Below are 13512 nucleotides of genomic sequence, written 5' to 3'. Positions count from 1 at the left end.
GGGGTCGGCCGGGCCGAGTCCGTTCAGATCGTTCAGAAAGCGACCCCCGGATGAGTGCTGACAGACAGACCCGGATCACGGCCCCCGAACCCGGGTGGGCCACCCACGCCGACGTCGTGGTCGTCGGTTCGGGCATCGCCGGCCTGAGCACCGCGCTGCGCTACGTCCAGGGCACCGACGTCGGTCGGGTCGTCCTGGTCACCAAGGACCGTCTGTCCACCGGTTCGACCGCCTTCGCCCAGGGCGGCATCGCCGCGGCCATGGCCCCCGAGGACGGACCCGTCGCCCACATGGTCGACACGCACCTGGCCGGGGCCGGCCTGTGCGACCCCCACGCCGTCAACGTGCTCGCCACCGAGGGACCCGACGCCCTGCGCTGGCTCATCGGACTGGGCGCCGAGTTCGACCGCGACGACGACGGTGGGCTCTCCCTCACCCGCGAGGGCGGCCACCGCACCGACCGGGTGGCCCACGCCGGAGGGGACGCCACCGGCGCGGAGATCCAACGCGCCCTCGTGCGCGCCGTACGCGACGCCGAACGCGTGGAGATCATCGAACACGCGCTGGCCCTGGACGTCCTGCGCGACCCCGCCACCGGCCGGGTCGGCGGAGTCACCCTGCACGTCATGGGGGAGGGCGAACGCGACGGGGTGGGCGCGGTCCGGGCCCCCGCCGTGGTCCTGGCCACCGGTGGCATGGGCCAGGTGTTCGCGGCCACCACCAACCCGCCAGTGTCCACCGGGGACGGCCTGGCACTGGCGGCCCGGGCCGGTGCGCGCCTGCGTGACCTGGAGTTCATCCAGTTCCATCCCACAGTCCTGTGGCTGGGCCCGGAGGCACGGGGCCGACAACCCCTCGTCTCGGAGGCGCTGCGCGGAGAGGGCGCCTACCTCGTCGACGCCGAGGGCCGCCGCATCATGGCGGGGGTGCACGAACTCGCCGACCTCGCCCCCCGCGACGTGGTCGCCCGCACCATCGCCCGGGTCATGGCCGCGCAGGACACCGACCACGTGTACCTGGAGACCCGCCACTTCGGCCGGGCCACGTGGGAGCGCCGCTTCCCCACCATCCTGGCGTCCTGTCGCGCCCACGGCATCGACCCACTGACCCAGGCCATCCCCGTGGCGCCGGCCGCCCATTACGCCTCCGGCGGGGTGGAGGTCGACATCGACGGCCGTACCGGGGTTCCCGGGCTGTGGGCCGTGGGCGAGGTGGCCCGCACCGGAGTGCACGGCGCCAACCGGCTGGCCTCCAACTCACTGCTGGAGGGTCTGGTCTACGCCGACCGCATCGCCGCCCGACTCGTCGAGGAACCCGCCCCCGAGCGGACGGAGGCCGTGACCGTCGGCGCGCCCGCTCCGCCGGTCGATCCGTCGACGGCCGCTCGGGTCCGCGCCCTGATGTCTCGTCACGCCGGGGTCCTGCGTACCGGCGACGGGCTCCAGACCCTGGTCACCGAACTCGACGCCCTGGTCGAGAACACCGGCGAGGTCGCCCCCGACACCGCGTCCTGGGAGACCGCCAACCTGCTCACCGTGGCCCGACTGGTGGCCGCCGCGGCCATGAGCCGCGCGGAGAGCCGAGGCTCCCACCAGCGCGCCGACACACCGGAGCCCCGACCCGAGCTGCGCACGCGGCCCGTGATCGTCCGACTTGAAGGGGACACCATCGTGACCACCGACGACAAGCGCGGGCCCTCGCTCCCGCCCGCCCTGGAAGCCGAGCTGGACGGCATCACCTTCCCCCTGGGCCGGCCCGACCCGGCACCGGAGGCGCGCGCGGAGTTCACGCTGCCCTGGACCGCGCCGCACCAGGGCCACGTGGACACCGTGCTGCGGGCCCTGTCCGAGGACCTCACCGCCGGCCCCCGCATCGACGTCACCACCGTGGCGACCATCCCCGCCGATCAGGTGCGCACCGCCCACGTGGTGGCGCGCGCCGACGGCACCGTCAGTGGCCTGCCCTTGGCGGAGCTGGTGTTCTGGCTGGTCGCCGACGGCGCCCTGGAGATCGCCCGGTCGGCGCGTGACGGCGACTCCGTCAAGGGTGGCGACGTGCTCATGACGGTCACCGCCCGCACCCGCGACCTGCTCACCGCCGAGCGCACCGCCCTCAACCTGCTCACCCACATGTCCGGGATCGCGACCGCCACCCGAACCTGGGTGGACGCCGTGGCCGGGACGGAAGCCCGTATTCGGGACAGCCGAAAGACCACCCCCGGACTGCGGGCCCTGGACAAGTACGCGGTGCGGTGCGGCGGCGGCGTCAACCACCGGTACTGCCTCAGCGACGCCGGACTGATCAAGGACAACCACGTCCTCGCCGCCGGAGGAGTGGGTGCGGCGGTCCGCGCCATCCGGGAACGCTTCCCCGATCTTCCCCTGGAGGTGGAGGTCGACCGGATCGATCAGATCGAGGACGCCCTGGCAGCGGGCGCGGAGGAGATCCTGCTCGACAACTTCTCGGTGCCGCGACTGCGCGAGGCGGTCGCCCTGGTGGCGGGCCGTGCCCGCCTGGAGTCCAGCGGGGGCCTCACCCTGAGGGTCGCCGCAGACGTTGCCGCCACCGGGGTCGACTACCTGGCGGTGGGTGCGCTCACCCACTCCAGCCCGGCGCTGGATATCGCACTCGACCTGGCCTGAACCGCCCGGGTGGTGGAAGATTCCCTTGGTACCCACCACTTCGACCAAAGATGAGGCCTTCAGAATGCTGCTGGCGATCGACGTCGGTAACTCCGAGACGGTGCTCGGACTCTTCGACTCCGATGACCTTCTCGAACATTGGAGGGTGGGGACCGACGTCCGCCGCACCGCGGACGAATGGGCGGTGGTGCTGCGCGGCCTCATCGACGGGAGCTCGCTGAGCGACCTGGGCGGGATCGACGGCATCGCCATGTGCTGCTCGGTGCCCTCGGTCCAACACGAGATGCGCGAGATGTTCCGCCGGCACTTCGGGGACCTGCCCGCGGTGATCGTCGAGCCGGGTGTGAAGACGGGTGTGCCGATCCGGATGGACAACCCCAAGGAGGTCGGCAGCGACCGGATCATCAACGCGCTGGCCGCCGGTCACCTCTACGGCGGCCCGAGCGTGGTGGTGGACTTCGGCACGGCGACCACGTTCGACGCGGTCAGTCCCAAGGGCGAGTACGTGGGCGGCGCCATCGCCCCGGGCATCGACATCTCCGTGGACGCGCTGTCCCGCAGGGGCGCCCAGCTGCACATGGTGGAGATCGTCAAGCCGCGTACGGCGATCGCGAAGAACACCACCGAGGCGCTGCGCTCGGGCATCGTGTTCGGGTTCGCCGGCCAGGTCGACGGGATCGTGGACCGGATGGTCGCGGAGCTGACCGACAACCCGGACGAGGTCACGGTCGTGGCCACCGGTGGCCTGGCCACGACGGTGGTGGACGAGTGCGAGACCATCGACGTGCACGAGCCCTGGTTGACCCTCACCGGCCTGCGCCTGGTCTTCGAACGCAACGTCGACTGAGCCGCCGACCGGGCGCGGCCTCGAACGAGGCCGTGACGGGAACGCGACCGGGACGGAACCCGGTCGCGTGGTGGAGCCGCGACGCTGGATGGGGAAGCCCCTTCCGAACGAAGGACCTCCATGGCGTTTCCCATCGCCCACGACGGCTCCAACGTTCATGACGCCTTCGAACACTCCTCGGCGGCCGCGCCCTTCGCTCTGGCGGGGGCCCTGCTCACCGGAGCCGGCCTGCTCTCGATGGTGCTGAGTCTGTTCCGAGAATCGGATGTTCCCTTCTCGGTCGGGCTGCTGTGCGTCTTCGCCACGCTCCTGTCGTTCCTCGCGACCCGTCGCGGCCACGTGATGATCCGGCTGGTGGCGCTGTTCACGTTCATGGTCGCCCTGTTCCCGGTGGGAGCGGGAAGTGAGCGTTTCCTGCTCCCCGTCTCCAGCGAGCCCGCCCTGTACCTGGAAGAGGTCGGTTCCTGGCTCGTCCTGGTCGGCGCCGCGGTCCTACTCCTGGCGGGCTCGCCGAAGCAGGCCGGTCCGGAACTTCGCCGGGTGGCCGTTCTGGTCACGTTTCTGCTGGGGGTGCCCACGGTATGGGTGCCGATGACGCTCGTTCCGGAGATCGGGCACACGGTCGCGGCCGAGACGGTGCCGGAGTGGTCCGGGAAACCGGCGTCGACGTTGGGCGAGCACGCGTGGACCTGGGTCCCCGAGGGGTATGGGCGGATCGAATCGGTGGTGGCCACCCCGAGCGTGGGACTGGTGTTGCTCGACCATGGGGTCGTCGGGCTGGATCCGGTCACCGGGCGGGAGGTGTGGAGCTACCGGCATCCGGCGATGGGCGGGGACGACCACGGGTACACGTCGTCCCGGGTCGACCCGGCTGGGGAGTCGGTGCACCTGGGTTTCGGGTTGGGGCGGCGCCACAACGGGCGGATCGTGTTGGACGTGGCCACCGGAGAAATGGAGTCGACGGCGTACTTTTGGGTTGGGAAGCGCGCCTTCGAGATGGATCCGGCGAAATTCGAGCGGACGGACACGGGCACCCTGCGCTTCGGATACGGGGAGGTGCGGCACGACACTGGGTACGCGGAGCACTCGTGGGAGTACGAGTTTGAGGACGGGTGCGACTTCGGGTCGAGCCGGCATTGGTCCGACGACACCGCGCGGGTCGAGGAGACGATCCTGCTGCCGCTCGTCTGCGGAGTCGACCGCGATGACCGGGGGAGGCGGATCGATGACGCGGACCTCGACGGTTTGATCGTGGCTCTGGACGCGAGCACCGGGCGAGAGCTCTGGCGGGTACCGATGGCTCACGTGTGGTCGGAGGATCATTCCATCCCCGAACCGAGGGACCTGCGGGTCTCGGCGGACGAGAGCGCCGTGTACACGCCGGAGGGGGACCTGGTCGCCGATCTGACCACGGGGGAGGTCCTGTACGAGGGCCCCGAACCCTTCTGGGCCGGTGCCGAGTTCGCGGGTGTGAGCGCGGACTCGTTCACGGTGTCGGTTCGGGACGGAGACCTCGTCCGGTTCGTGGAGCGGGACTGGGACGGCGATGGGACACGCGCCACGGGATCGTTGCCGGTCGCCGAGGACCGGCCCGTGTCCGAGGCGTTGTTCCTGGAGGACGTCGTGATCCGCCTGGTCTCCGGTGATTCCGGATGGGAGATGGCGGTCCACCCCTGGGACGACGCCGAACCGAGATCGATCCCCCTGGACGGGGAGGACCTGGCCGGTGGTCGGCCGAACGTGGCGGGGGCGCTCTTCGTCCCGGTCCACGAGACCGTGTTCGTCCACACCGGGAACGAGGGCCGAAGCCGGGTGGTGGTGGGGTTGCGCTGAGCCTCTCGCGCATGGGCCCGATCCGGTCGGTGGGAGTGTTCGACACGGGTAGGATCGGGCCCGTGAATGACGCGCACGACGACACCTACGACGACCTGCCCGAACAGATGCGAGTCCGGCGGCAGAAGCTGGACCGGCTCCGGGAGGAGGGCATCGACCCCTTCCCCGTGAACTACCCGCGGACCATGTCGATCGGCCCTGTGCGCGACAAACACCAGGGCCTGGAGCCCGACACCCACACAGGGGACAAGGTCGCCATCGCCGGCCGCGTCATGCTCTACCGCACCGGCGGCAAGCTCTGCTTCGCCACCCTGCGCGACGAGACCGGGGACGTGCAGATCATGCTGTCCCTGGACCAGGTCGGCAAGGAGAGCCTGGACGCCTGGAAGGCCGACATCGACCTCGGTGACCACGTGGGTGTGGAGGGCGAGGTCATCACCTCTCGCCGCGGTGAGCTGTCCATCCTGGTGAGCTCTTGGACGCTGACGGCCAAGTGCCTGCGTCCGCTCCCGGAGAAGCACAAGGGCCTGACCGACCCCGAGGCCCGCGTGCGTCAGCGCTACGTGGACCTCATCGTCAACCCCGACTCCCAGCAGATGGTGCGTCGCCGCTCGGCCGCCATCCGCGCGATCCGGGACGGCCTGAGCGACCGCGACTTCATCGAGGTCGAGACCCCCATGCTGATGCGGGTGCACGGTGGCGCCACGGCGCGTCCGTTCACCACGCACATCAACGCCTACGACATGGACCTGTACCTGCGCATCGCCCCGGAACTGTCGCTCAAGCGGCTGGTCGTGGGCGGCCTGGAGAAGGTCTTCGAGATCAACCGGAACTTCCGGAACGAGGGCGCGGACTCCACGCACAACCCCGAGTTCACGATGCTGGAGTTCTACCAGGCGTACGCGGACTACAACGTGATGGCCGACATCACCCGGAACCTGATCCAGGACGCGGCCCGCGCCGTCTACGGCTCCACCACGATCGAACGTGACGGCCAGACCTTCGACCTGGGCGGGGAGTGGCCGCGGATCACCCTTTACGGGGCGGTATCCGAGGCCCTGGGGACCGAGGTCACCCCGCGCACCCCGATCGAGGAGGTCCGTCGATCGGCCCAGGCCAAGGGTGTGGAGTTCGACCACGCCTGGGGTCAGGGCAAGCTCGTCGAGCACGTCTTCGAGGAGCTGGTGGAGCACACCCTGGTCCAGCCCACGTTCGTGTGCGACTACCCCGTGGAGACGAGCCCGCTCACCCGCCCGCACCGTGAGGACCCGCTGCTCACCGAGAAGTGGGACCTCATCGGCTTCGGCATGGAGCTGGGCACGGGCTACTCGGAACTGGTCGACCCGGTCGAGCAGCGCCGTCGACTCACCGAGCAGTCGCTGATGGCGGCCGAGGGCGACCCCGAGGCGATGCAGTTGGACGAGGACTTCCTGCGGGCGCTGGAGTACGGCATGCCGCCGACCGGTGGTGTGGGTGTGGGTATCGACCGACTGCTGATGGCCTTCACCGGTAAGAACATTCGGGAAACCGTCCTTTTCCCGATCGTGAAGCCGTCCGGGGAGTAACGTCGCGCACCTTGACCCTGCTTTGGGATGAATAGGTGCAGAGGGAATCCCGTTACGGGATGACCGAAAGAAGTCAGGGGGCCGTCGCGGCATCGAAGCGGCGGCCCTCGTTCGTCGCTTCGGCCACCTGGAGGAATGTGGCCTAAGGCACGAGATGTCGCTCACCTTCCGGGTATAGGGAACAAACTTCCGGTCAGGTCGAGATGGCCACCCGGCCAGAACCTTCTTTTTCCGAGGGGTTCCGGTGTGCGCGGCACCGTTCTCGGGTGAAGATTGTTTACGCAGGTCAGCGCCGGAGGGGTATTTCATCTTCCATGGCATTGCGACCCAGTGTCCATTGTCCATCACGCATGGTCATTTATCGGCCCTTGACGGTAACAACGGAGCGGCCTAGCGTGCTGAGAGCGGACCTTGGTCCGTGAGTTCGCCGAAGTGGATCGAGAAGAACGGTGAGCCGGGATGTCGGACCGAGGACCGGTCCAGCGTCCCCCGCACACGTAGCCACGGTGTGGTCTGTCCGTCCCAGACCACAACATCCCTGGCATCACGTGTGTCTCGTGCTCCCTACCGCCCCCAACCCCTGTGCCAGAGGGGTTCGTCGGGGAGGGTCGGGTGGCCGGGACTCACCACGCGCCGACAGCCGGTCGGATGCGCCCTTCGGTCGATGAGTCGATGTTCCGCACTCATATGAATGAGGGAGGACGGAGTGGAACAGGCCACACTCGTACGCCGTGCCGTTGAGGACCAGAGCCTCATACGAGCCCCCCGGGAGAACGTGGTTCCCCTGCAGGGCCGGCGGGAGCACGCCCAATCGGGCGTGTACACCCCGGTCGAACTGGGCCACGAAGAGCTGGAACTGCTCGCCGAGATCGCCACGGGTGTCACCACCGAAGTGGCCGCGCGGCACCTAGAGCTCAGTGCTCGAACCCTGCGACGTCGCATTCGCAACATCTGTGACGTACTCGGAGTGAACACACCCATCGAGGCGGTCGTCTGGGCCGCGAGGCGTCAGCTCATCTGAGCCGACCACGCCCGGGAGACGCCCGGGTGACACATACGGGCATACCGGCCCCGCGCGCCAGCGCGCCCCACCGGTGGAAGAGCGTTCCGGTCGGAGGTCGTGAAGGCGTAGTCTGGTCCGGCTATGCCCGTTCGTCATGTTCGGGTGCGTCGGGCGCGTACGTCCGACGTCACCCACATTCGCCGCCTCGTCGACACCTACTCCGTCGACCGCCGTGTGCTCTCCAAGAGCACGGTCAACCTCTATGAGGACGTCCAGGAGTTCTGGGTGGCCGAGGTGGAGACCACCTCCGACGGACCCGAGGATCCCGTGTTCGAGCGAGAGGGCCTCTCCGTGGTCGGCTGCGGGGCGCTGCACGTTCTTTGGGAGGACCTCGCGGAGGTCCGCACGGTCGCGGTCGATCCCGCGTTGCGTGGTTTCGGCGTGGGTCACCGAATCGTGACCGCATTGCTCGATACGGCCCGCGGGCTGGGTGTGCGTCGTGTGTTCTGCCTGACATTCGAGACCGGTTTCTTCGCCCGACACGGCTTTGTCCCGATCCAGGGCACTCCGGTCTCCTTCCGTGTGTACGAGGAACTTCTACGTTCCTATGACGAGGGTGTCGCGGAATTCCTCGACCTGGAGCGGGTCAAACCCAACACTCTCGGGAACACGAGGATGCTTGTACATCTCGACGATGACCCCGTAGGTGCCTCGCGCTAAAGGTTTCGGGTGTCGATAGGTACCCGCCGGCCATACGTCCCCGGGCATCGGGTCCATGTGGTGGAGAGATCGAGCGCTTAAGTGCACCGGGGGTATGGGAGTGGAAGAGGGCGGGTAATGTGTACCTGCGTCCGCCGGGGCGGCGGGGTCCGTCGACTACCGATGAGATGACGGGATCGCGCGTTTTTCGCTTCCATCGAGTGGCCGCTCCTCACCTTCCGTCCGCGAACCGGTGCGGGGCGGGAACAACCGATCGGACATTGGCCGCCCAAGGGCTTTGACGAGACCTCTTCGGTACGTCCGGTGTCGAACCGGGGGCAAACGATGTCTATGATGTCTGGTATGCGATTGCCCGGGCCCACCGGCGCGCCATCCCCCCGGACCGGCCCGACACTGAGTCGGGTATTTGCTGCAATAAGTAACAACCAGGAAGGGTAGGGCGCTTCGATGGGTGACTTTTTGTCATCGGTGCTTCCCCCTGGGCTGATCGACGTATTGTCCGCGCTCATCCCACCGGTGGTTGTCGGGACCGTCTTCTGTGCCTTCGTCATCAAGCTGCTCCGCAGGGAGATGGCTCCGAGGCGGATGGACGGAAGCCTGGTCGACGAGGACGCCACCTCGGATGACAGTGCGGGTGACAAGGGCGCGGCCAAGGTCGAGGAGACCAAGGCGACGAACGAGACGCCGATTACCCAGGATGGCGAACGCACCGAATCCGAGGGGCGTTAGATACGCTGCCGGTTCGACCCGGCCATCGCGACTCCCCGGCGTCGGGGGACCCGTGAGCGCGGGCCTACTCATGTGCCCCGTGCGGTTCCGGTGACCCCGAATCCTCGTCCGGTGGACGACGTCGATTTCATCGCGTCGGGAATTGTCTTTCGCGTTCCCGCGAGATAGCTTTATATTCAGGTGCTACAGACACCTCTCTTCTGAAAGGTTTGATTCCATGGCACAGAAGGTCCAGGTTTTCCTGGTGGACGACCTCGACGGCGGTGAGGCCGAGGAGACGGTGACGTTCGGTCTCGACGGGTCGACGTACGAAATCGACCTCAGCGCGGATAATGCCGGCAAGCTCCGCGAGGCCCTTAGCCCGTTCGTCGAGGCCTCTCGTAAGGCCCCCGCGAAGCAGGGTCGTGGCGGCGCTCGGCGTGGAAGCCGGAATGCCCCGAGCCGTGAGCGCAGCGCCGAGATTCGCGCCTGGGCGAAGGCCGCGGGGAAGCCGGTCAATGAGCGTGGCCGTATCCCCGCCGCCATCGTCGCCGAATATGAGGCCATCAAGGGCTGATTTCGCCGTCGGCTCGGTCCGCCGAAATGTTGTCAGGTCTTGATCGAATTTCGACCTGAGTCCCGCCGACGTCGCACCCGATCCTCCGGCAGGCTTCGGTCCGTCATCGAACGGACCGTGATCCACCGGACGCAGGGGATAACGGGGGAGGCGAGGATTGTCGGTGGAATCGGGCGGAGCCGCTCGGTCGTGAGCGCCAAGCCGGTGCGGAGACCGTTCGTTGGAGGACACCCCGCGCCGCGGGCACGCGGTCCCCGCTCCTGTTTGGCCCGACCTCGACGCACTCCGACCCGTGAGCAGACCGCGCATTCGGTGGTCCGGTGCGTGGCGGTCCCATCGTGGGCCGCCGCCCCTATGGGCCACCGACCCGGTCGGGTCGGAAGCATCGACATCCGCGGACCAATTCCGCTCGAAGAACAACACGCTTCGGCTTGTTCGCTAAGAGCCGATAATGGGGCTAACGCACGTGCGGCCCGGGCACTCTCGTGATGGATGGGATGCCCGGGCCGTTCGCCTTCGGCGTACAGGGAAATCTGACGCGGCAATTGGTAGTTGGATGTTGGGTGAACGCCCTATCGTCGGGGAAAGTCTCTGGCACGGACGGCTGCGGTCGGTCGTGCGGGAGATGTTCGTCCGAGCCGGCCATGGTCGGTGAGGACGAGCGGTGCGACAGCGCTCCCCGGGGCGGTTATCCCTGTGGGGCCTATATGCGGAAGAGTCGGGTCGGTATCGACCGTCCCTGCCTGACCGCTCTGTAGAGGAGCGACGAGACATGTTCGAGAGGTTTACCGACCGCGCGCGGCGAGTGGTGGTTCTGGCTCAGGAAGAAGCCAGGATGCTCAACCACAACTACATCGGTACGGAGCACATCCTGCTCGGCCTCATCCACGAGGGTGAGGGTGTCGCCGCCAAGGCCCTGGAGAGTCTTGGGATCAGCCTCGAAGCGGTTCGGCAGCAGGTCGAGGAGATCATCGGCCAGGGCCAACAGGCTCCGTCGGGGCACATTCCCTTCACCCCCCGGGCCAAGAAGGTCCTTGAGCTGTCGCTGCGCGAGGCGCTTCAGCTCGGTCACAACTACATCGGTACCGAGCACATACTGCTGGGCCTGATCCGCGAGGGCGAGGGCGTCGCCGCCCAGGTCCTCGTCAAGCTGGGCGCCGACCTCAACCGGGTCCGCCAGCAGGTCATCCAGCTGCTGCACGGTTACCAGGGCAAGGAGCCGCAGGCCACCGGAGCCTCCTCCGAGTCCACACCCTCCACCTCGCTGGTACTGGACCAGTTCGGCCGCAACCTGACGCAGGCCGCTCGCGAGTCCAAGCTCGACCCGGTCATCGGTCGTGACAACGAGATCGAGCGGGTCATGCAGGTCCTGTCCCGCAGGACCAAGAACAACCCGGTCCTCATCGGTGAGCCCGGCGTCGGTAAGACGGCGGTCGTCGAGGGGCTGGCGCAGAAGATCGTCAAGGGGGAGATCCCCGAGACGCTCAAGGACAAGCAGCTCTACACCCTCGACCTGGGCGCCCTGGTCGCGGGCAGCCGCTACCGCGGTGACTTCGAGGAGCGCCTCAAGAAGGTGCTCAAGGAGATCCGCACCCGCGGTGACATCATCCTCTTCATCGACGAGCTGCACACGCTGGTCGGCGCGGGGGCGGCGGAAGGTGCCATAGACGCCGCTTCCATCCTGAAGCCCATGCTGGCCCGGGGTGAGCTGCAGACCATCGGTGCGACCACGCTCGACGAGTACCGCAAGTACTTGGAGAAGGACGCCGCGCTGGAGCGCCGTTTCCAGCCGATCCAGGTCGACGAGCCCACCACCAAGCACACCATCGAGATCCTCAAGGGTCTGCGCGACCGGTACGAGGCCCACCACCGGGTCTCCATCACCGACAGCGCGCTCGTGGCCGCCGCGCAGCTCGCGGACCGCTACATCAGCGACCGCTTCCTGCCGGACAAGGCGATCGACCTCATCGACGAGGCCGGTTCGCGGATGCGCATCCGTCGGATGACCGCTCCGCCGGACCTGCGCGAGTTCGACGAGAAGATCGCCAAGGTGCGCCGCGACAAGGAATCGGCCATCGACGAGCAGGACTTCGAGAAGGCCGCGTCCCTGCGCGACGACGAGAAGCAGCTGCTCAACAAGAAGGCGCAGCGGGAGAAGGAGTGGAAGGCCGGCGACATGGACGTCGTGGCCGAGGTCGATGAGGAGCTCATCGCCGAGGTCCTGGCCGCGTCCACCGGCATCCCGGTCTTCAAGCTGACCGAGGAGGAGAGCTCGCGCCTGCTGCGCATGGAGGACGAGCTGCACCAGCGGGTCATCGGCCAGGAGGACGCCATCAAGGCGCTCTCGCAGGCCATCCGCAGGACCCGCGCGGGCCTGAAGGACCCCAAGCGTCCCGGTGGTTCGTTCATCTTCGCCGGTCCGTCCGGTGTGGGTAAGACCGAGCTGTCCAAGACCCTCGCGGAGTTCCTCTTCGGGGACGAGGACGCGCTGATCCAGCTCGACATGTCCGAGTTCATGGAGAAGCACACCGTTTCGCGGCTGTTCGGTTCGCCTCCCGGCTACGTCGGTTACGAAGAGGGCGGCCAGCTCACCGAGAAGGTGCGCCGCAAGCCGTTCTCCGTGGTCCTGTTCGACGAGATCGAAAAGGCCCACAACGACATCTTCAACTCGCTCCTGCAGGTGCTGGAGGAGGGTCGTCTCACCGACGCCCAGGGTCGCAACGTCGACTTCAAGAACACGGTCATCATCATGACGACCAACCTGGGTACGCGTGACATCTCCAAGGGCCAGGCCATGGGCTTCGCCAAGGAGGACGACGCCACCACCAACTACGAGCGGATGAAGGCCAAGGTCAACGAGGAGCTGAAGACCAACTTCAGGCCCGAGTTCCTCAACCGTGTGGACGATGTCATCGTCTTCCACCAGTTGACCCAGAAGGAGATCTTCCAGATCGTCGACCTGATGATCACGAACCTGGACTCCCGGCTCAAGGAGCGGGACATGGGCATCGAGCTTCGGTCGAACGCCAAGAAGGTCCTCTCCGAGCGTGGGTTCGACCCGGTGCTGGGCGCGCGTCCGCTGCGTCGCACGATCCAGCGGGAGATCGAGGACCAGCTGTCCGAGAAGATCCTGTTCGGTGACCTCAAGGCCGGCCAGATCGTGGTGATCGACGCCGAGGGCGAGGGCACGGACGCCAAGTTCACCTTCAAGGGTGTGCCGAAGCCCGCCGCGGTTCCGGACACCCCCGAGGTGGAGTCCGCCGCCAAGGGCGAGTAGGGACATCGGCCGGCCGAGCGCCGGTACGAACGGGGGCATCCCTTCGGGGGTGCCCCCTTTCCCATGCCCGGGGGAGGGCCGCGGGGTAGGGTGCCCCAGTGTCCTCACCGAATGATCCCCACCAGAACGGCCCCCAACGGCCCCAGGAACCGTTCCCCGGCTCGTACCCACCTCAGGGTCCGCACGGCGCTCCCTCGCACCAGGGGCCGCCGCAGGGGCCACCTTCTCAGGGGCCTCCGCCGGGATACCCGCCCCAAGGCGCTCCGCCGCCCGGGTACCCGCCGCAGGGGCCTCCGCCCGGACACCCGCCGGCGGGCCCGCCCGGATACCCCTACCAGGG

The 13512-nt window shown here is 67.9% G+C and carries 9 protein-coding genes; all 9 read left to right on the top strand.

What is annotated here, in order from left to right; all coding sequences use genetic code 11:
• Positions 1-50 precede the first annotated feature (50 nt).
• The 9 genes from ACWGSK_RS19495 (at position 51) to ACWGSK_RS19455 (ending at position 13172) form a co-directional block, all read left to right on the top strand.
• Positions 51-2642, top strand: a complete 2592-nt coding sequence (locus ACWGSK_RS19495) for an L-aspartate oxidase (RefSeq protein WP_452456375.1) — start codon at positions 51-53, stop codon at positions 2640-2642.
• Positions 2643-2706: 64 nt separating this feature from the next.
• Positions 2707-3489, top strand: coding sequence for a type III pantothenate kinase (locus tag ACWGSK_RS19490; protein WP_358507760.1), 783 nt, complete (start codon positions 2707-2709; stop codon positions 3487-3489).
• 120 nt (positions 3490-3609) lie between these two features.
• Positions 3610-5322, top strand: coding sequence for a PQQ-binding-like beta-propeller repeat protein (locus tag ACWGSK_RS19485; RefSeq protein ID WP_358507758.1), 1713 nt, complete (start codon positions 3610-3612; stop codon positions 5320-5322).
• Positions 5323-5384: 62 nt separating this feature from the next.
• Positions 5385-6887, top strand: a complete 1503-nt coding sequence (gene lysX / locus ACWGSK_RS19480) for a bifunctional lysylphosphatidylglycerol synthetase/lysine--tRNA ligase LysX (RefSeq protein WP_358507757.1) — start codon at positions 5385-5387, stop codon at positions 6885-6887.
• Positions 6888-7593: 706 nt separating this feature from the next.
• Positions 7594-7908, top strand: coding sequence for a LuxR C-terminal-related transcriptional regulator (locus tag ACWGSK_RS19475; protein WP_358507756.1), 315 nt, complete (start codon positions 7594-7596; stop codon positions 7906-7908).
• A gap of 123 nt (positions 7909-8031) precedes the next feature.
• Positions 8032-8610 (top strand): amino-acid N-acetyltransferase, encoded by a 579-nt coding sequence (locus ACWGSK_RS19470; protein ID WP_452456374.1) that lies wholly within the window; start codon positions 8032-8034, stop codon positions 8608-8610.
• 447 nt (positions 8611-9057) lie between these two features.
• The gene (locus ACWGSK_RS19465) at positions 9058-9339 is read left to right on the top strand and encodes a hypothetical protein (RefSeq protein ID WP_358507752.1); all 282 of its coding nucleotides are present in this window, start codon (positions 9058-9060) and stop codon (positions 9337-9339) included.
• 217 nt (positions 9340-9556) lie between these two features.
• Positions 9557-9895: a histone-like nucleoid-structuring protein Lsr2 gene (locus ACWGSK_RS19460; protein ID WP_067606297.1), complete on the top strand. Its 339-nt coding sequence runs from the start codon at positions 9557-9559 to the stop codon at positions 9893-9895.
• Between the two features lie 772 nt (positions 9896-10667).
• Positions 10668-13172, top strand: a complete 2505-nt coding sequence (locus ACWGSK_RS19455; RefSeq protein ID WP_358507751.1) for an ATP-dependent Clp protease ATP-binding subunit — start codon at positions 10668-10670, stop codon at positions 13170-13172.
• Positions 13173-13512: the final 340 nt, after the last annotated feature.

This window comes from Nocardiopsis sp. NPDC055551 (assembly GCF_053619415.1).
Note: the sequence above shows the minus strand (reverse complement) of the source record. Positions and strands in the feature narration are given on the sequence as shown.

Bases quoted from the DNA above. Each gene is read 5' to 3' on its own strand.
- ACWGSK_RS19495 (WP_452456375.1), top strand. From the start codon at position 51: ATGAGTGCTGACAGACAGACCCGGATCACGGCCCCCGAACCCGGGTGG.
- ACWGSK_RS19490 (WP_358507760.1), top strand. From the start codon at position 2,707: ATGCTGCTGGCGATCGACGTCGGTAACTCCGAGACGGTGCTCGGACTC.
- ACWGSK_RS19485 (WP_358507758.1), top strand. From the start codon at position 3,610: ATGGCGTTTCCCATCGCCCACGACGGCTCCAACGTTCATGACGCCTTC.
- ACWGSK_RS19470 (WP_452456374.1), top strand. From the start codon at position 8,032: ATGCCCGTTCGTCATGTTCGGGTGCGTCGGGCGCGTACGTCCGACGTC.
- ACWGSK_RS19465 (WP_358507752.1), top strand. From the start codon at position 9,058: ATGGGTGACTTTTTGTCATCGGTGCTTCCCCCTGGGCTGATCGACGTA.
- ACWGSK_RS19460 (WP_067606297.1), top strand. From the start codon at position 9,557: ATGGCACAGAAGGTCCAGGTTTTCCTGGTGGACGACCTCGACGGCGGT.
- ACWGSK_RS19455 (WP_358507751.1), top strand. From the start codon at position 10,668: ATGTTCGAGAGGTTTACCGACCGCGCGCGGCGAGTGGTGGTTCTGGCT.